Source organism: Streptosporangium sp. NPDC002607 (genome assembly GCF_053592655.1).
In genome coordinates, this window is sequence record NZ_JBSFWD010000001.1 from 106,885 (window position 1) to 125,647 (window position 18,763).

Here is an 18,763-nt window from a genome sequence, read left to right on the forward strand (position 1 = left end):
TATCCTTCTAGGCCCCTACGCATCAGACAATTAGCTGAATTGTGATCTCGTAATCGGGAAATGATCCTCCTTGAGGACGTGCCGGGCGGGGCGAGGAATGGTCCCGATGGGCCATGGGCACCGATGACCGCCCGCCGTAACCTCGAAGTGGGTGTGGGCTGCGGAAGGAAGGACGACGCGGTGGGGCACGACGACCTGGACTCTAGAGTCCACGACCGTGTCGCGTTGGACGAGATCGCGCTCTATGCCGAGGTGCTGTCCGCCGTCGCCATCAGCGAACGGCCCCTCACCTTGGTGGAGCTCGACAACGCGCTCGGGTTGAGTGCTTCGGCTGTCTGCTGAAGCCACCGGAAGAACCGTTTTCAAGACCCGGTCCCGGACCCTGTAACGGGGTCCGGGACGTGGTCGGAAAAAATAGTCATGTGACTAGTCACGAACGGACGAGACGGGCGATCGCGGCCGACGCCTCCTTGACCTTCTCCTGCGCCTCCGGGCCCCCGGTGTTGATGGCGTCGGCGACGCAGTGACCGATGTGATCCTCAAGCAGGCCGAGCGCCACCGCCTGGAGCGCCCGCGTGGCGGCGGACACCTGGGTCAGCACGTCGATGCAGTAGGCATCCTCTTCGACCATCCGCTGCAGACCTCTGATCTGCCCCTCGATCCGCCGTAACCGGGTCAGATAAGCCTGCTTGTCACCGCTGTACCCATGCATGTCCCAACGGTACCCGCGTCAGGCACAGCGAGATGTAGCCGCGATCAGTTTCTCCCAGCGGTCCGCCACCGCGCCCGCGCCGTAAACCGCCGCGGCCTCCAGTGCCCCCGCCGCGAGCTCCCGCCGCCGCCGCTCGTCGTCGATGAGCGCGAGCAGCGCGGACGCGTACGCCTCGATCTCGCCCTCCCCCTCGGCGACCAGGACCCCGCTCCGCCCGTCGGCCACGAACTCGCCCGCTCCCCGCGGGCTGTCGAACGCGATCACCGGCACCCCGCTGGCCATCGCCTCGATCACGGTCATCCCGAGCACCTCCGTCCTGGAGGTGGTCGCCACGATCGAGGCCTTGGCGAACTCGCCGGTCAGGTCGGAGGTGGTGCCCATGAAGTAGACGTGGTTGTGCAGGTCGAGGGCACCGACGAGGGCCCGCAGGCGCTTCTCCTCGGGCCCCCCGCCGTACAGGCGCAGCCGCCAGTCGGGACGCTTGCCCGCGACGGCGGCGAACGCGCGGATCAACCGGTCGTGGGCCTTCGCCGGCACCAGGCGCCCGCCCGCGGCGACGATGCGGTTGTCCATCCGCGAGCGTGGCCACGGCCCGGCGGGCAGCGCGTCCGGGATCGTGCCGACCGTGACGTTCCCGTCCAGCAGACGGTCCCACTCCTGCCTGCTCGACTCGGTTGCGACGGCGACCGCGTCCAGGCGCGGGTAGAACTTCCTGATCGGCCCCGGCACCGGCGGGCGGCCCCACTCACGGGCGACCCGCACGACGTCACGCGGCGCGTGCCTGGCCACCTGGACGCTCAGGCCGGGGCGGGTGCTGATGAGCACGTCGGCCTTCAGGCTGCGCAACCGCCGCCAGAGAGCGACCTCGGTGCGCATCTGGCCGCGCGGGAGCAGGTGCCGCACCCCCGGCTGGGCGTCGACCACCCAGGACAGCTTCACACCGGACGCCACGGGGAAGAACGGCCTCTCCCGCTGGCGGCGGACGCTGATGATCTCGACGTCGTGACGTTCTGCCAGCTCTCCCGCGAGGTTGACCACCGAGCGGGTATCACCACGCATGCCGTAGACGGATGGGACGAGCAGGCAGATCCTCACCCGCCGACCTCGATCCTGAGCTCGTCGTCCGCCGTGTAGCAGGGCCGGATCGGCACCCCGTCGATCTGGGCGGCGGGATAGTGCAGGCGGCGGCGCTTGCCGTCGACGTCGTCCAGCCGGGAGCCCAGCCGGAGCGGTGTGTCCACGCCGCGCACCCGCAGCGAGGGTTCCCAGGTGCCGGTCTGGTCGGGAGCCGCGGCGAGCACGTCGCAGAGTGAGAGCGCGGCGTGGAAGCGCACGCCCTGGACCGTTGCAACAGAGGTCAGCTCGGCGTCGGGCCGGCTGCGGCGCAGAGCGAGCCGCGCCTCGTGCCGGGCCTCGTCGTCGTCGAGGCCGGTGAAGGCCAGCAGCCCGGTGACCTCGAAGCGACCCTCCCTGAACCAGACGGAGCGGACCTCGGCCGCCGGCCGGGCGTCGTCGATCTTCAGGGCCAGGAAGCCGTTACGGGTCCGGTAGGCGCGGTAGGCCAGCGTGCGGCGGCTCAGCGCGTACGCGTCCAGGTGGTCGAGGGAGAACCCGGGGTCGACGCTGCGCAGCCGGGTGCGCGACGCGCCCTGCTGCAGGTAGGTGTCCCAGCGGCCGGGCCCCAGCTCCAGCGGCGCGAGCGAGACCGCCAGCGCCGCCTCGCGCGTCTGGACGCCCGGCGCCCCCAGCGGCACCCGGCTCTCGACCGCGGTGGCCCGGTTGCGCAGGACCAGTTCGGTGCCGTCGGCCAGCGGTTCGTCGACGGCCAGCCGAAGTGAGAGAACATCGGCCAGGGTAACCTCGGCATCGCTGACGACGACAGGCATCGTCAAGCCCCCTCCCCGTTGAATGAGCTACGCGACGTTGAGGTTACCGTGATTTGACCGTTATGTGAAAGGAAGGTTTTCGGACCTTACGTCCTTTTCATGGGAACTTGACCGCAGGTCAGGTGTGGCATGCGAAAAAATGCCGCACCTGACGTTTGGTCATCGGGCCTCAGGACGCCTCGACGGGCTGGCCCTTGATCGACTTGATCAGCAGCTGGGAGACGTCGACGACTTCCAGCGTCTCCCTGGCCTCGCCCGCGTTCTTCTTCTCGTTGATCGAGTCACCGAGCATGACCAGGCAGAACGGGCAGGCCGTGGAGATGGTGTCCGGGTCCGTGGTCAGCGCCTCGTCCACCCGCTCGGTGTTGATGCGCTTTCCGAGCCGCTCCTCCATCCACATCCGCGCGCCGCCCGCGCCGCAGCAGAAGCCGCGGTCCTTGTGGCGGTGCATCTCCTGGGTCTGCACACCGGGGACCTTGGCCATGATGTCGCGGGGCTGGGAGTAGACCTTGTTGTGGCGCCCGAGGAAGCACGGGTCGTGGTAGGTGATCTTCTCCTCGATCGGCGTGACCGGGATCAGCTTGCCCTCGTCCACCAGCTTGGCCAGCAGCTGGGTGTGGTGCACCACCTCGTAGGTACCGCCCAGCTGCGGGTATTCGTTGGCGAGGGTGTTGAAGCAGTGCGGGCAGGTCGCGACGATCTTCTTGACCCCGGCCTCGTTCAGCGTCTCGATGTTCTGCTTGGCCAGCATGTCGAAGAGGAACTCCATGCCCAGGCGGCGGGCCGGGTCACCGGTGCACGCCTCCATCGGGCCGAGCACCGCGAACTTCACACCCGCGACGTGCAGCAGCTCCGCGACCGCCTTGGTGGTCTTCTTGGCCCGGTCCTCCAGCGCCCCTGCGCAGCCGACCCAGAACAGGTACTCGGTGTCCTCCGGCATCTTGTCGTCGATGAGCTGGACCTCGATGGGGTCGACCTCGCGGCCGGCGAGCTCCTCGATCCAGTCGGCCCGCTTCATCTCGGACATCCCCCACGGGTTGCCCTTGTTCTCCAGGTTCTTGACCATGACGCCGGCCTCGGAGGGGAAGTTGGACTCCACCATCACCTGGTAGCGGCGCATGTCGAGGATGTGGTCGATGTGCTCGATGTCCACCGGGCACTGCTCGACGCAGGCACCACAGTTGGTGCAGGACCACAGCACGTCGGGGTGGATGACGCCGTCCTCGCCGACCAGCGGCTTCTCCAGCAGGGCCAGCACGTCCTCGTGCAGGTCGGCGCGCTGCTCCTGGGTGGCCATCAGATACGGCGCCACCTTGAAGGCGTGGTCGCGCTGGTCCAGGATCAGCATCTTCGGCGACAGCGGCTTGTCGGTGTTCCAGGCCGGGCACTGCGACTGGCAGCGGCCGCACTCGGTACAGGTGTAGAAGTCGAGGAAGCCCTTCCAGGTGGTGTCCTCGATCTTGCCCCGGCCGAGCCGGTCACCGTCGAGGTCCTCGTCCTCGAAGTCGACGATCTTGCCGTCGATCCGCATCGGCTGGGCCGCGCCGTTGCCGTCCGGGCGACGGGAGAAGGCCACGTTCATCGGCGCGGTGAAGATGTGCAGGTGCTTGGAGTTCACCACGATCACCAGGAACACCAGCATGACGCCGATGTGCAGGAGCAGGCCGACGTGCTCGAGCGCCTCGTTGGCCGCCTCGCCCAGCGGCCGCAGCAGCGCGGCCGTCGCGTCGGAGGCGAACGCCCCCGAGGCGTAGGGCAGGTTGCCGGTGTTGGCCGCGGCGCCGCGGAAGAGGAACATCGTCCAGATCACATTGAAGATCATGAAGAGGACCAGCCAGGCACCGCCGAGATGCGACCCGGAGAAGCGGGACTTGCGGCCCAGCTTCTTCGGAGCGTTCTTGATCCTGATGGTCGCGAAGGCGATGAGTCCGAGCAGGGCCGCGACCGCGATGAAGTCCTGCAGGAAACCCAGGATCGGCCACGTCCCGACAAGGGGAATGTGGAAGTCGGGGGTTCCGGTGACGGCCCCCTGGATCAGCGCGCCGTACGCCTCAAGGTAGACGGTCGCCAAGATGAAGAACGCCCACATGACAAAGAAGTGCGCGACGCCGGACGCCGTCCACTTCAGCAGCTTCCGCTGCCCGAAAACCTCGACCAGTTGGGCCTTGAGCTCCTCACCGAGGTTGTTCTTCGCGTACTCGACGCGCTCGGGCGCGCCCGGCCCGATGGTGGCAAGCTTGTACAGGAACAACACGCGGCGCGCGGCAAGCGCGAGCGCCACGATTGTCATGACCAGCCCGATAATCGCTACCCAGAGCACGGGTCCTCCCACAGACGACGTTGGCTGACAGCGTACGACTGCCTGTCATCCACGCTGACGACGGGTCTCCATAAATACTACTGATCGGTAACTTAACTTCAAAGCGAGGCCGACTGCGACCGTGGCCACCTTACGGTCAACACCGTTCCCAGAACAATGCTCTACATGCCGCCGAGATGGCCGCCGAGGCTAGGAAGGCGCGTCGAGATAGCGCTGGACCGTGGGGGCGAGCAGCTCGACCAGCTCCTCGATGTCCACCGAGGCCAGCGGCTCCAGCTTGAGCACGTAGCGCACCAGGACCACGCCGAACAGCTGTGCGAAGGCCGCCTCCATCCGGATCGGCGGGACTCCCAGTATCTCCGCGACCCGGACCAGGAGCGCCTGCGTCATGAACTCGCGGATCATGACGACCATCTGGTCGTTGGTCATCGCGGTGCGGACCAGCGCCAGCAGCGGCTGGCGGGCCCCGGCATCCGAGGTGACGGTCAGGATGAACCGGGCCAGCCGCTCGCCGACCTCCTCGCGCGGCCCCGCCAGGATCGCCGAGACGACGCTCTCGGGGGTGAACGGCAGCTCCATGGCCTCGACGAACATCCCCTCCTTGCCGGCGAAGTAGTGGTGGACCAGCGCCGGATCCACCCCCGCCTGCCGGGCGATGCCCCGGATGGTCGCCCGGTCGAACCCCTTCTCCGCGAAGGTCTCACGCGCCGCCGCGAGAATCTGCCCGCGGGTGTCAGCCGACCCCGGCCTGCGCCCCGGGCGCCTTCTGACCGCTCCGGCCCCGTCCTGGGCGGAGCCGTTCGCGGACGGCGTGCTCACGACGGGCTCGCTCATACGTTGGTGGACGCGGCGAGATGCAGCCGGGCGAAGGCCAGCGCCTCGGCGAGATCGTCGATCCGCTCGGTACGGCTGGCGGCCTTGCGCGTGTTGATCTCCAGCACGACCAGCCCCGAGTAGCCGTTGCCCGCCATCCGCTCCAGGATCGGCGCGCACGGCTGGTTGCCCCGCCCGGGAACCAGGTGCTCGTCCTTGTTCGACACCCCCACGCCATCGGCCAGGTGCAGGTGGGCCAGCCTGTCGCCGAGCTTGGTGAACATCTCCATGGCGTCGGACCCGGACACCGCCGTGTGCGACAGATCCAGCGTGACCTGCGGGAAGTCGTAGTCGACCGGATTCCAGTCGGGTGAGTAGGGGACCACCTCGTTGCCCCTGGCCTTCAGCGGGAACATGTTCTCCACCGCGAAGACCACGTCGGTCTCGTCACGCATCCTGGCAAGGCCGAGCTCGAAGTCGCGCGCGTAGTCGCGCTGCCAGCGGAACGGCGGGTGCACCACGACGGTCCTGGCACCGACCCGCTCGGCGGCGCGCTGCGCGCGCTGGAGCTTGGCCCACGGGTCCTTGCCCCACACCCGCTGCGTCACCAGCAGACACGGCGCGTGAATGGCCAGGATCGGCAGCTGGTAGTGGTCCGACAGGCGCTCCAGGACGTCGATGTCCTGGCTCACGGGGTCGGCGCCCACCATGATCTCCACACCGTCGTATCCCAGACGCGCGGCCAACTCGAAGGCGTCGGGGGTGCGTTCGGGATACACCGACGCGCTGGACAGCGCGATCTTCGCGCTGGATACACGGACGCTCATACCGCTTCCTCGTCTCCGGCTCGGAGCACACCCTGGCGAACACCGCTGGGCATACCGGCCCGCTCGCTCATGTCGCTCACCTTTGCCAGCCTAAGCGGGTCCGGCGAGCAGTGCTGTCCGCCACCACCGACGCGACCGAGATCACATCATCGGGTTCGGCGAGGAGACCGCCGGGCGTTCGAAACGATCAGGGCCCGCCTCCGCCGGTGGGGTGAGAAGCCGCTCTCCTCACCGAGACGGAGGAGTCATTACGGTAAGGGCATGCCGAGGTTCGCCAGGGGTGCCATCCCCAGCCCCAACATCTGGAACACCCCCCAGACCTACGAGTTGGAGAACCGGGCGGTGGATCCCGAGGGGCGTGCCGAGGCCGCGATGGCGGCCGTCAGGTCGTGGACCGGGGCGACGGTCCTCGACATCGGCTGCGGCACCGGCTATCACCTGCCGGCCATGGCCGCCACCGCCGCCCGCGTGATCGGCGTCGAACCCCACGAGGACCTCGTACGGCTGGCCAGGCGCCGCTGCCATGCCCTGCGGAACGTCGAGATCCACGCCGCCACCGCCCAGGCCCTCCCGATGCCCGACGCCTCCGTGGACGTGGCCGTCGCCCGCTGGGCCTACTTCTTCGGCCCCGGCTGCGAGCCCGGCCTGGCCGAACTCTCCCGGGTGATGCGGCGCGGCGGCGCGGCCTTCGTGATCGACATCGACACCACCCGCGGCGCCTTCGGCCGCTGGTTCAGCCAGTCCATCCCCGCGTACTCGGCCAGGGCCGTCGAGAGCTTCTGGAACCGCCAGGGCTGGCAGGTGGAGAAACTCGACCTGCGCATGTGCTTCGAACGCCGTGCCGATCTGGAGGCGGTGCTCCGCATCGAGTTCACCCCCGCGGTCGCCGACCTCGCCATCGCCGAGACCCCCGGCCTGGAGATCGCCTACCCCAACCTGCTGCGCTGGAGGCGGTTCTGAACCTGTCCCGCGGCTGCCCGCCGGCCTGCCGGGCGCGGCGGGGGAACAACGGGACACCGGCTTGACCTTGACGTTGATGTCAAGGTTTATCGTCGGGTCATGAGGAGGGCCGGATGCGGATCGGCGAGCTGGCACGGCGGGCGGGTGTCAGTACCCGGGCACTGCGCTACTACGAGCAGCAGGGACTGATCACGGCCCGGCGCTCGGCCAACGGCTACCGGGAGTACGGGGAGACCGATCTGCGGCTCGTCTCCGAGATCCGGTCGCTGCTCGCCGTCGGCTTCACCCTGGAGGACGCCCGCCCGTTCGTGGCCTGCCTGCGGGCCGGGCATGCCCTGGGGGGATCGTGCCCGGAGTCCGTGGCCGTCTACCAGCGCAAGCTGGCGGAGATCGACGACGAGATCCGCACGCTTCTCACCCGGAGGGCGGAGGTGGCGGCGCAGCTGACCACCGCCTGCCCAGGATGCGTACTGAGGAAAGCGGGAAAGCCATGATCACACTGACCAGTGACAACTTCGACGAGCAGGTGCTACGGAGCGACAAGCCGGTCCTGGTCGACTTCTGGGCCGAGTGGTGCGGGCCGTGCAAGATGATCGCGCCGGTCCTGGCGGAGATCGAGGCCGAGTACGGCGACCGCCTCACGATCGCCAAGCTCAACGCCGACGACTACCCCGAGATCTCCGCCAGGTACGGCGTCCTCGGCCTGCCGACGCTCAACCTCTACAAGGACGGCGAGGTGGTCCGGCAGATCAAGGGCGCCAAGCCCAAGCGCCTGCTCCTGGCCGACCTCGAAGGCCACATCTGACGCCTCTCCCGATGGCTTTCATCCGGTACGGCGCCCCCACCGGGTGAAAGTTGTCGGGTCCTACGGGTAACGTGCGGCCATGGCGAAGAAGGCTGGTGGCTACCGCTGTGCCGAGTGCGGGTGGCAGACGGCCAAGTGGGTGGGGCGCTGCGGCGAGTGCCAGGCCTGGGGCACGGTCGAGGAGGAGACGGCGCCCGCGGGTGCGCGGGTGGCCTCCGCCGGAGCGGTGTCGGCACCGGCGGTTCCGATCGGCCAGGTCAAGGCCGAGGTGGCGCACGCGCGCGGCACCGGGGTGCCCGAGCTCGACCGGGTCCTCGGCGGCGGTCTGGTGCCCGGAGCCGTCGTGCTGCTGGCCGGCGAGCCCGGCATCGGCAAGTCCACTCTCCTGCTGGAGGCGGCGGCCAAGATCGCCCGGCAGCAGACCGTCCTCTACATCACGGGCGAGGAGTCGGCCGCCCAGGTGCGGATCAGGGCCGACCGGATCGGCGCGATCCAGGACCGTCTCTACCTGGCCGCGGAGACCGAGCTGGGCGCGCTGGTCTCGCACGTCGAGAAGGTCCAGCCCGACCTGCTCATCGTCGACTCGGTGCAGACGATCGGCTCGGCCCAGGCGACCGGCGTGCCCGGTGGGGTGACCCAGGTCAGGGAGGTCGCGGGAAACCTGGTGCGGCTGGCCAAGGAGCGTGGCATGGCCACCGTGCTGGTCGGCCACGTCACCAAGGAGGGCTCGATCGCCGGCCCCCGCACGCTGGAGCACCTCGTCGACGTGGTGCTCCACTTCGAGGGCGATCGGCACTCCCGGCTCCGCCTGGTCCGCGCGATCAAAAACCGGTACGGCCCGGTCGACGAGGTCGGCTGCTTCGACCTGCACGAGAGCGGCATCGAGGGCATCACCGACGCCAGCGGCCTGTTCGTCTCGCACCGCACCGACCCGGTGCCCGGCACGTGCGTCACGGTCACCCTGGAGGGCACCCGGCCGCTGCCGGCCGAGGTCCAGGCGCTGGTCGCCAGGACCGAGGCCCAGCAGCCACGCCGCTCCTCCTCGGGGCTCGACACCTACCGGGTGACGATGGTGCTGGCCGTGCTGGAACGGCGGCTCAACGCCAAGCTGGGCGGGTGCGACGTCTTCACCGCGACCGTCGGCGGGATCAAGCTCAGCGATCCCGCGGTCGACCTGTCCGTGATGCTGGCGGTCGCCAGCGCGGCCGGCGACAAGGCGCTCCCCGCCGGCCTGGTGGTGCTCGGCGAGGTGGGCCTGGCAGGGGAGCTGCGCCCGGTGCGCGACGTGCGGCGCCGACTGTCGGAGGCCGCGCGGCTGGGTTTCACCCGGGCACTGGTCCCGGCGGGCTCCCTGGAGGTGGGCAAGAGACGCAACGGCGACAACTCCCTGGTCCGGGTGGCCGGGCGTGGCGCGTCCTTCGCGCCCGGTTTCGACGTCGTCGAGGCGGAGAACGTCTGGGACGCCCTCACCCACGTCACCTGAGGCGCCACGCCCCACGGACCTCGCGCGGCCCATGGTCATCAGATGATTCCGGACCGTGCGGGGCCTTCGCCGGTAAGCTGAGCGTTATACGCAGACCACGGGGGTCATGTGGCAGCAACGTACAAAGGGCTCGACGACCGCCGCAGGGACGTCCTCGCCGCCGTCGCACCGGGTACCGCCCTGCGCGACGGCCTGGAGCGCATCCTGCGAGGACACACCGGCGGCCTGATCGTGCTGGGATACGACAGCACCGTCGAGGAGATCTGCAGCGGCGGGTTCGAGCTGGACGTCGAGTTCTCCGCGACACGGCTGCGCGAGCTGGCCAAGATGGACGGCGCCATCGTCCTCAACTCCGGCGACCTGCGGATCGTGCGCGCGGCCGTGCACCTGATGCCTGATCCGTCCCTGCCCACCGACGAGTCGGGCACCCGGCACCGCACCGCCCAGCGGGTGGCCCTTCAGACATCCTTTCCGGTCATCTCCCTCAGCAAGTCCATGCGGATCATCGCCCTCTACCTCGACGGCATCCGCTACGTGGTGGAGGAGTCGTCGGTCATCCTGTCCAAGTCCAACCAGGCCCTGGCCACGCTGGAGCGCTACAAACTCCGCCTGGACGAGGTCTCCGGCACGCTCTCGGCGCTGGAGATCGAGGATCTGGTGACGGTCCGCGACATCGCGGTGGTCGCCCAGCGGCTGGAGATGGTCAGGCGCATCTCCGAGGAGATCGCGGGCTACGTGGTGGAGCTCGGCACTGACGGCCGCCTGCTCTCCCTGCAGCTGGATGAGCTCGTGGCCGGCACGGAGAGCGACCTCGAACTGATCGTGCGCGACTACCTGCCCGTGACGGGCCGCCGCCCGCGCAAGTTCGCCGAGGCGTTGCACGAGCTCGACCAGCTCTCCTCCGCCGACCTGCTCGACCTCTCGGTCGTCGCCCAGATCCTCGGCCATTCGGGCAACGACGCCCTGGAGACACCGGTGAGCCCCAGGGGCTACCGCCTGCTGGCCAAGGTTCCGCGCCTGCCGGGCACGGTGGTCGAGCGCCTCGTCGACCAGTTCGCCAGCCTGCAGAAGCTCCTGGCCGCCAGCATCGGCGACCTTCAGGAGGTGGGCGGGGTGGGCGAGGCCAGGGCCCGCCACATCCGCGAGGGTCTGTCCCGGCTGGCCGAGTCGTCCATCCTGGAACGCTACGTGTAAGAGATCCCCCGGCCGAGCGCGGAGGCTCACCGGGTCCTTCCGGCACGCCTCGCCCGGCGGCCTGGACGGTCGACGGCCGCCGACCCGGCGAAGGTCTTCACGGCGCCGGTGCGGTGACCGTGAACTTCGGCCGGTTTTCCGGCCGTCGTCTCGCGAAAGCGGCCCTTCGGTGCCCCGGGGCACGCGGACGGACATCGCTAGCGAAGGTGGAAGACGGCCTTGCGGCTCCTCAGACCGGGGGCGTGGACCACCGCGACATAGGTACCGGGACGCGCGGCGACGCGGTCGACGGTGCAGTCGTTCCCGGACCTGCGGCGGTCCCACACCAGCTCCCGGACATAGGGGATGCCCCGGTCGAGCTTGCGGATGTTCTCGGTCTCACCGCTGACGCAGTCGGAGGAGGACCACACGCGGTCGTCACCGGAGGTGATGCGCACCTCCATGTTGCGCGGCCCCACGTCCGTGGTGCACATCACCTTGCCGACATTGACGAGGGTGAGGATGAACCGGGGCCGGATGCCCGGCGGGTAGACCGTCCCCTGGCCCTCCATGCTCAGTACGAGCTGCGGGGAGGCGCAGGCCTCACCAGGTCGCCGGGGCCTGGGGGCCGCCTTGCTCTCCCTCGGCTCCGGGGTCGGGCTCGCGGACGGGCTCGCAGGCGGTGAGGGGATGACCGTCACGGTCGGCAGGATGGCCAGCAGCGGGTCCGGCGCGTCCTTCTTGGCGGCCGAGGTGCTTTTCTCCCGGGCGTCCTGCGGCCCGCTCGTCGACGAGCAGGCCCACGCCACGACGGCGACCACCACGAGCACACCGACGAGCGCGGCCATCCGGCGCCGCCAGTAGATGTCGGCTCCGATATCGCTACGGAACGTGTCGGGGTCCATACCAACAGTATGGTTAGTGCTCGCGGGCCACAGGGGGAGACCCGCCGCTACCGTCCCCGTTTCGGCCACCGATCATCGGCAGAAGGCGGATGAAGGCAGGTGAAGGAGGGGCAAGGGGGCCTGATCCCGCACTATCGTCAAAAGGTGCCCGAGTCGAACCGCTTACTCGAACCCGTCCTCGACTGGTACGCCGGCAATGCCCGCGACCTTCCCTGGCGGGCGCCCGGCGCCTCGCCCTGGTCGATCCTGGTCAGCGAGATCATGCTGCAGCAGACACCGGTGGTCAGGGTGCTGCCCGTCTGGACCGAGTGGATGGAGCGCTGGCCCACGCCCGCCTCCCTCGCCGCCGAGCCCCCCGGTGAGGCCGTACGCCACTGGGGCCGTCTCGGCTACCCCCGCCGGGCGCTGAACCTGCACGCGTGCGCCCGCGCGATCACCGACCGGCACGGCGGCGAGGTCCCCTCGGAGCACGACGCCCTGCTGGCGCTGCCCGGCGTCGGCGAGTACACCGCGGCCGCGGTCGCCAGCTTCGCCTTCGGGGGCCGGCACGCGGTTCTCGACACCAACGTGCGGCGGGTCCTGGCGCGGGCCGTCAGCGGCGAGGAATATCCGCCAAAGGCCACCACGCCCCCCGAGCGCAGGCTCGCCACCTCGCTGCTCCCCGACGCCGACCGCGCCCCTGTCTGGGCGGTCGCCGTCATGGAGCTCGGCGCACTGGTCTGCACCGCTCGTGCCGCCCGCTGCGCCGACTGCCCGGTCAGCGACCTGTGCGCCTGGCGCCTGGCGGGCAAGCCCGCCTACGAGGGTCCCGCGCGCAGGGGGCAGACGTACGCGGGCACGGACCGTCAGTGCCGCGGCCGCCTTCTCGCGGTTCTGCGCCAGGCCCACGGTCCGGTGCCCAAGGACGCCCTCGACGTGGTCTGGGACGATGCCCCGCAGCGAGAGCGCGCCCTCGACGGCCTGATCTCCGACGGCCTGGCCGAGGTCCTCGACGACGGCACCTACCGCCTACCCGGCTGAACGCGCCACGATCGACGCCTCAGCGCGGGAACGCGCCCTCGACGAGGGCAGCTGCCGCCTGGCTCGCGGTCACCGGGTGGAGCAGGCCGGCGCCTTTCCCGCCGGGGCCTCCGTGCACGGCGGGAAAGGCTCCACTGCCGCGCCGCGAGTCCGATGGGCGAAGGCGATCAGGCGGCGAGACGCAGGCCGAGGGCCGTGAGGCTGGTGCGGGCCCAGTCGAGTTCCTCGGCGATCACGTTGACCAGCGCGCCGGGCCCCTTGGCCCGAAGCGGCACGGCCAGGTCGTGCGTCTCCACCTCGATGTGAGCGGTGCCGTTCACCGCGCCGGAGAGCATCGCGGTGAGGGTGTCCTCCAGGACCGAGCGGGTGCTGGGCAGTTCCCGGCAGGCGGCGGCCATGTGGTTGTGCACGTGGCCGAGCTTGACGACAGGAGCTCCGGCATCCGCCAGGCCGCGCAGGGCGACTCCGGGCTCCTCAGCGCCGCCGGAGAGGTAACAGGCGTCCAGGCAGACCCCCAGGTGCTCGGAGTCGATGCCGGAGACCCTGTCGAGCGCCTGCTTGGTGGTCTCCAGGACGCAGCCGGGCCACGGCTCGAAGCCGACCCTGATCGTCTTTCCGGTGACGCTGTACAGCCCGCGCAGCTCGCGGGCGAGGCGCTCCAGCCGGCGCGAGGCTATCGCGTGCAGGTCGGCCGGCCAGTCGCGACGCCAGCCGATGGGGATGGTGGAGATGCTTCCGAAGCGGACGTCCTGCGGGAGCAGGAAGGCCAGGATCTTGGCGAGTGCCATCGTGTAGCGGTAACGCTCGGGCTTGGCCCAGTCGGGACCGGGGGACTCCTGGTTCCTGCCGCCGGTTCCGTTGAGGCTGACGACCTCCAGGCCGCGCTCCTCAAGGGAGCGGCGCAGGCGCACCAGCTCTATCCTGTCCGCGGTGAGATGGTCGGCGACGCTCGGGGAGAGCCAGAGGCCGACGCCCATCCGCTCCACTCCGAGGCGCTTGCGCACCGGCACCGCGTATCTCGTCAGGTGCGCGATGAGGTTCTCGAGGTCCTCGGCGGGGTGCACGCCCGCGTTGTAGGCCAGGTGAACGAGCGTCCCGTCCTCGTGCCGTAAACGCATGCGTGCCTCCAAAACATACTTCCGTGTAAGCGTCTCCGATCGCCCCGCGCCGGTGTTCCAGCGCCGTGAGCCGGAGGCTCTCCCTGCCGGGAGCTCGACCCGGCCGTCCGAAGCATCCCGTGCGACCACCGGGCTCCGCGTCACTCACGAAGCTGATTTCCCGGTACGCCGCCAGGCTGACCTCGACGCCGATCTCACCATGATCACTGCAACCCACGGATCACTCGGGCAAGACTTATCGAACTCGCTCTACGCAGTGTAGTACTACCTATCGTGGCGAGACACCTTCTTAGGTAACAAATAGACAGACCCCGCCGTGAGTATCCTCACGGCGGGGTCTGTCCTTCGTGCCTGATCGGGCCATGCCCGGTGTCCTGCGCCTTGGATCTTCCGCCTACCGCGGCCGGACGGACGACGCCTCGCCGGGTTGTCGTCGGTCACCGCAGCGTGCTGCGGTGACCTCCGCCAACCTTGCGAGGCACCAGCTGACCGATCCTCAACGGCCAGGGCCCGCGGGACGATGCCCGGTTCTGGGCCTAGTTCTGGATCGGCTCCGCGATGGCGGCGGCCGAGTCGGGAACCCGGTCGACCGGCGCGTCCTCACCGACGAAGGTGAACTTCGCGTTCTCGCCCTCGCCCTCGATCCCGATCTTCACGATCTGGCCGGGACGGAGCTCGCCGTACAGGATCTTCTCCGACAGGGTGTCCTCCAGCTCGCGCTGGATCGTACGACGGAGCGGGCGGGCGCCCATCACCGGGTCGTAGCCACGGTCGGCCAGCAGCTGCTTGGCCTCCTGCGTGAGCTCCATCCCCATGTCGCGGTCCTTCAGACGCAGACCCACCTGGGCCAGCATCAGGTCGACGATGCGGATGATCTCCTTCGGCGTGAGCTGGTGGAAGACCACGATGTCATCGACACGGTTGAGGAACTCCGGCCGGAAGTGCTGCTTGAGCTCCTCCTGCACCTTGGACTTCATCCGGTCGTAGTTGGACTCGGCGTCGTTGCTCTTCGCGAAGCCGACCCCCTGCCCCTTGGAGATGTCCCGGGTGCCCAGGTTCGTCGTCATGATGATGACGGTGTTCTTGAAGTCCACCACCCGGCCCTGGGCGTCGGTCAGACGACCGTCCTCCAGGATCTGCAGCAGCGAGTTGAAGATGTCGGGGTGGGCCTTCTCGATCTCGTCGAACAGGACGACCGAGAACGGCTTGCGCCGCACCTTCTCGGTGAGCTGGCCGCCCTCCTCGTATCCGACGTAGCCGGGAGGCGAGCCGAACAGCCTGGAGACGGTGTGCTTCTCCATGAACTCCGACATGTCCAGCATGATCAGCGCGTCCTCGTCCCCGAACAGGAACTCGGCCAGCGCCTTGGACAGCTCGGTCTTACCGACACCGGAAGGACCGGCGAAGATGAACGAGCCACCGGGGCGGCGCGGGTCCTTCAGACCGGCGCGCGTGCGGCGGATCGAGCGGGACAGACCCTTGATGGCGTCGTCCTGGCCGATGATCCGCTTGTGCAGCTCGTCCTCCATGCGGAGCAGTCGCTGGGACTCCTCCTCGGTGAGCTTGAAGACCGGGATGCCGGTGGCGGTCGCCAGGACCTCGGCGATGAGCTCCTCGGTGACCTCGGCGACGACGTCCATGTCGCCGGCCTTCCACTCCTTCTCGCGGCGCTCGCGCTTGAGCTGGAGCTGCTTCTCCTGGTCCCGGAGAGCGGCGGCCTTCTCGAAGTCCTGCGCGTCGATCGCGGACTCCTTGTCGCGCCGCACGTTGGCGATCTTCTCGTCGTACTCGCGGAGGTCCGGCGGCGCGGTCATGCGGCGGATGCGCATGCGCGAGCCGGCCTCGTCGATGAGGTCGATCGCCTTGTCCGGCAGGAACCGGTCGCTGATGTAGCGGTCGGCCAGCTGCGCGGCGGCCACCAGGGCACCGTCGGTGATGGAGACGCGGTGGTGGGCCTCGTAGCGGTCCCGCAGACCCTTGAGGATCTCGATCGTGTGGCTGAGGCTGGGCTCGGCCACCTGGATCGGCTGGAAACGCCGCTCAAGCGCCGCGTCCTTCTCCAGGTGCTTGCGGTACTCGTCCAGGGTGGTGGCACCGATGGTCTGCAGCTCGCCTCGGGCCAGCATCGGCTTCAGGATGCTGGCGGCGTCGATCGCTCCCTCGGCGGCGCCCGCACCGACGAGCGTGTGCAGCTCGTCGATGAACAGGATGATGTCGCCGCGGGTGCGGATCTCCTTGAGGACCTTCTTCAGGCGCTCCTCGAAGTCACCGCGGTAGCGCGAACCCGCCACCAGGGCGCCCAGGTCCAGGGTGTAGAGCTGCTTGTCCTTGAGCGTCTCGGGCACCTCGCCCTTGACGATCTTCTGGGACAGGCCCTCCACGACGGCGGTCTTGCCGACGCCGGGCTCACCCACCAGGACCGGGTTGTTCTTGGTCCTGCGGGACAGGACCTGCATGACCCGCTCGATCTCCTTCTCCCGGCCGATGACCGGATCGAGCTTGCCCTCACGAGCGGCCTGGGTCAGGTTGCGGCCGAACTGGTCAAGCACCAGAGAGGTCGAAGGAGCGGCCTCGGCCGGACCGCCGGCGGCGGTCGGTTCCTTGCCCTGGTAGCCGTGGAGCAACTGGATGACCTGCTGGCGGACCCGATTGAGATCGGCGCCCAGCTTCACCAGCACCTGGGCGGCCACGCCCTCGCCCTCACGGATGAGGCCGAGCAGGATGTGCTCGGTGCCGATGTAGTTGTGACCCAGTTGCAGCGCCTCGCGCAGGGACAGCTCAAGGACCTTCTTGGCACGCGGGGTGAACGGAATGTGCCCCGACGGCGCGGACTGGCCCTGGCCGATGATCTCCTCGACCTGCTGACGCACACCTTCAAGACTGATGCCGAGGCTCTCCAGAGCCTTGGCGGCAACGCCTTCACCTTCATGGATCAAGCCAAGAAGAATGTGCTCCGTACCGATGTAGTTGTGGTTGAGCATCCGGGCCTCTTCTTGGGCCAGGACGACAACCCGCCGTGCGCGGTCGGTGAACCTCTCGAACATCTCGTCGCTCCTCACAGAGCGGTCAGGCAGGTCCGGGATATCCGGGCCCTGTCATCCCGCATGGTAGCCCCGACCCGGCGACCGCTCTATGCAGAAGACGTTCCCCGAGAGCAGGGCGTTCACCCTCCATCCAACTACTTACGGGGGGTGGGATGTTCCCGCTACGCCGCAAGCGAACGACGTTTGTCCACCAGACAAACACATCATGCGGTCATGGCCGCCACCGGACCCCACCGTGACCGCCATAACCGCATGATTCACTCGATCCACTGAGCCGATCTAGTGAGCCGCTTCGTACTGCTCGACGATCTTGGAGGCGATTCGACCGCGCTCGCTGACATTAAGGCCGTGGGACTTCGCCCATGCCCGGATGTCGGCGCTCTTCTCTCGCGTGAGTGCCCGCGCGCCACCCGCGCGGCGGCGGCGGGGTGCCAGCGCGCCGGAACGACGGGCGCTCTGCACGAAAGGCGACAGGGAGTCGCGGAGCTTCTTCGCGTTAACGTCACTCAGGTCAATCTCATAGCTGGTGCCGTCAATCGCGAAGGCGACAGTCTCATTGGCCTCGCCCCCATCGAGGTCGTCGATGAGAATCTCCTGGATCTGCTTGGCCATCTACACAATCCTTTCGCGGAGTATTGTTTCATTCGCAAGCTAAACATATACCCGCGATCGAAGAGCGGCAATTCCAGGAGCCCGGCGATTCTCACAGCCGACCGAGACACTCTCAGTCGGCGCTCCGGTGGATCAGCTGTTCTGCGACTCGGCCGGGTCGGACTGTTTTGGCCGACGACCGGCGGCTTCACTCCGAAGTAGCTTGACGACTCCGAAGATGAAGGCTCCGCCGACGACCGCCGGAGGTATCAACGCGGACAATACGTCGTACATTCGTCCTCGCTCCGTACCGCTAGGTGGCTTTCTGGAGACCATGAAAATTTGGCGACGACTCCCGAGCCACGCGGGTGTCCGCCCGATCAGTCTGGAACCGCCCACAGATGACCATAGCGCCACCGGACGGCGACGTGCGTCAGCAGGGGCGACCATGCCCGTCACTCTCCAGCCTAATGCTTCTCTCCAGCCGCCTTACCGGTTGCAGTCGTAAAGCCGCAGGGAAAAACCGACAGGACGATCAGGTGATCATCGTCGCCTTCGGAAATACCAATGCCCGCCCGCTCTCCGGCCGCTGCGCCACCGGCCTCGGAGGGGCGAAGCTCCTGGTGGGAGAGCCTTCCCGCCGGGATGAACAACGCCTTGTCACGGAACCGGAGATCACCGCGGGCGGGTTCATCGCGAGAATGTCCACCGCCGGCAGAACACCCGGATGGAGAGCGGCTCGCTTCATCACCCGGGCGGCAGCCGATGCGACGCAAGCCTACGGAACAAGACGGATCTTCAACGCTTTCTTGCCAAGAGTACGACCCACTCTGGCGTGGAGTACATAGTCGTAGACCGTATAACCACCAAAGACGATGGGCTCACGGGACAACCCGGGCAACACCACACACCCATGATCCAGCTCCGTGAGAAGACCCCTGAACGCGCGGCGGAAGGGGAAGGAGAGAAACCCGCGGGCCGTCACCGGGGATGCGGGAGGCGGGCCGGTCCCACCATTCGATGACTGGTGTGCGAACCCTCGACGGGGGCAGATCCGGCATTGGCGTCTCATAGCGGCTTGCGGGCTCTCCTGAGCCCCTTGTCCG

Annotated in this window: 17 protein-coding genes; 7 read left to right on the forward strand and 10 right to left on the reverse strand. The window is 68.5% G+C overall.

Annotated features, from left to right (window positions below; genetic code table 11):
• The first annotated feature begins 60 nt into the window (after nucleotides 1–60).
• Nucleotides 61–342, forward strand: coding sequence for a hypothetical protein (locus ACWD3H_RS00510; protein WP_350925654.1), 282 nt, complete (start codon nucleotides 61–63; stop codon nucleotides 340–342).
• Between the two features lie 88 nt (nucleotides 343–430).
• Here the strand turns inward: ACWD3H_RS00510 and ACWD3H_RS00515 are convergent, their stop codons facing one another.
• From ACWD3H_RS00515 to ACWD3H_RS00540, 6 genes are all read right to left on the reverse strand, one after another.
• Nucleotides 431–712, reverse strand: a complete 282-nt coding sequence (locus tag ACWD3H_RS00515; RefSeq protein WP_344966736.1) for a metal-sensitive transcriptional regulator — start codon at nucleotides 710–712, stop codon at nucleotides 431–433.
• Between the two features lie 18 nt (nucleotides 713–730).
• Nucleotides 731–1,771, reverse strand: a complete 1,041-nt coding sequence (locus ACWD3H_RS00520) for a glycosyltransferase (RefSeq protein WP_451953515.1) — start codon at nucleotides 1,769–1,771, stop codon at nucleotides 731–733.
• Nucleotides 1,772–1,803: 32 nt separating this feature from the next.
• Complete coding sequence (locus tag ACWD3H_RS00525) at nucleotides 1,804–2,598, reverse strand: hypothetical protein (RefSeq protein WP_350925733.1); 795 nt, start codon at nucleotides 2,596–2,598, stop codon at nucleotides 1,804–1,806.
• A 169-nt stretch (nucleotides 2,599–2,767) separates the two neighbouring features.
• Nucleotides 2,768–4,888, reverse strand: coding sequence for a heterodisulfide reductase-related iron-sulfur binding cluster (locus ACWD3H_RS00530; RefSeq protein ID WP_451935078.1), 2,121 nt, complete (start codon nucleotides 4,886–4,888; stop codon nucleotides 2,768–2,770).
• Between the two features lie 219 nt (nucleotides 4,889–5,107).
• Nucleotides 5,108–5,752: a TetR/AcrR family transcriptional regulator gene (locus ACWD3H_RS00535; protein ID WP_355617253.1), complete on the reverse strand. Its 645-nt coding sequence runs from the start codon at nucleotides 5,750–5,752 to the stop codon at nucleotides 5,108–5,110.
• The gene (locus ACWD3H_RS00540) at nucleotides 5,749–6,558 is read right to left on the reverse strand and encodes a sugar phosphate isomerase/epimerase family protein (RefSeq protein WP_355550175.1); all 810 of its coding nucleotides are present in this window, start codon (nucleotides 6,556–6,558) and stop codon (nucleotides 5,749–5,751) included. The genes ACWD3H_RS00535 and ACWD3H_RS00540 overlap by 4 nt, the downstream gene beginning before the upstream one ends.
• Before the next feature lie 261 nt (nucleotides 6,559–6,819).
• Between ACWD3H_RS00540 and ACWD3H_RS00545 the strand changes: the two genes are divergently transcribed.
• From ACWD3H_RS00545 to disA, 5 genes are all read left to right on the forward strand, one after another.
• Entirely contained in the window at nucleotides 6,820–7,518 is a 699-nt protein-coding gene (locus ACWD3H_RS00545; protein WP_350925644.1) for a class I SAM-dependent methyltransferase, read from the forward strand.
• 113 nt (nucleotides 7,519–7,631) lie between these two features.
• Nucleotides 7,632–8,012, forward strand: coding sequence for a MerR family transcriptional regulator (locus tag ACWD3H_RS00550; RefSeq protein ID WP_355550173.1), 381 nt, complete (start codon nucleotides 7,632–7,634; stop codon nucleotides 8,010–8,012).
• Nucleotides 8,009–8,323 (forward strand): thioredoxin, encoded by a 315-nt coding sequence (trxA, locus tag ACWD3H_RS00555; RefSeq protein WP_350925640.1) that lies wholly within the window; start codon nucleotides 8,009–8,011, stop codon nucleotides 8,321–8,323. Before ACWD3H_RS00550 ends, trxA begins: the two co-directional genes overlap by 4 nt.
• A gap of 79 nt (nucleotides 8,324–8,402) precedes the next feature.
• Nucleotides 8,403–9,806, forward strand: coding sequence for a DNA repair protein RadA (radA, locus tag ACWD3H_RS00560; protein WP_350925638.1), 1,404 nt, complete (start codon nucleotides 8,403–8,405; stop codon nucleotides 9,804–9,806).
• A gap of 108 nt (nucleotides 9,807–9,914) precedes the next feature.
• Entirely contained in the window at nucleotides 9,915–11,000 is a 1,086-nt protein-coding gene (gene disA, locus ACWD3H_RS00565; protein ID WP_350925636.1) for a DNA integrity scanning diadenylate cyclase DisA, read from the forward strand.
• 197 nt (nucleotides 11,001–11,197) lie between these two features.
• Here the strand turns inward: disA and ACWD3H_RS00570 are convergent, their stop codons facing one another.
• Nucleotides 11,198–11,884, reverse strand: a complete 687-nt coding sequence (locus ACWD3H_RS00570; RefSeq protein WP_451953516.1) for a hypothetical protein — start codon at nucleotides 11,882–11,884, stop codon at nucleotides 11,198–11,200.
• A gap of 144 nt (nucleotides 11,885–12,028) precedes the next feature.
• Here ACWD3H_RS00570 and ACWD3H_RS00575 point away from each other — a divergent pair, with 144 nt between their 5' ends.
• A complete protein-coding gene (locus ACWD3H_RS00575; protein WP_451953517.1) occupies nucleotides 12,029–12,904 on the forward strand; it encodes an A/G-specific adenine glycosylase in 876 nt (291 codons plus the stop codon).
• Nucleotides 12,905–13,071: 167 nt separating this feature from the next.
• Here ACWD3H_RS00575 and ACWD3H_RS00580 read toward each other — a convergent pair whose 3' ends face one another.
• The 3 genes from ACWD3H_RS00580 to ACWD3H_RS00590 form a co-directional block, all read right to left on the reverse strand.
• Nucleotides 13,072–14,022, reverse strand: a complete 951-nt coding sequence (locus ACWD3H_RS00580) for a TIM barrel protein (protein WP_355617271.1) — start codon at nucleotides 14,020–14,022, stop codon at nucleotides 13,072–13,074.
• A 536-nt stretch (nucleotides 14,023–14,558) separates the two neighbouring features.
• The gene (locus ACWD3H_RS00585; protein ID WP_030905625.1) at nucleotides 14,559–17,066 is read right to left on the reverse strand and encodes an ATP-dependent Clp protease ATP-binding subunit; all 2,508 of its coding nucleotides are present in this window, start codon (nucleotides 17,064–17,066) and stop codon (nucleotides 14,559–14,561) included.
• Nucleotides 17,067–17,345: 279 nt separating this feature from the next.
• On the reverse strand, nucleotides 17,346–17,678 hold the full coding sequence (locus tag ACWD3H_RS00590; RefSeq protein ID WP_012895497.1) for a histone-like nucleoid-structuring protein Lsr2: 333 nt from the start codon (nucleotides 17,676–17,678) through the stop codon (nucleotides 17,346–17,348).
• Nucleotides 17,679–18,763: the final 1,085 nt, after the last annotated feature.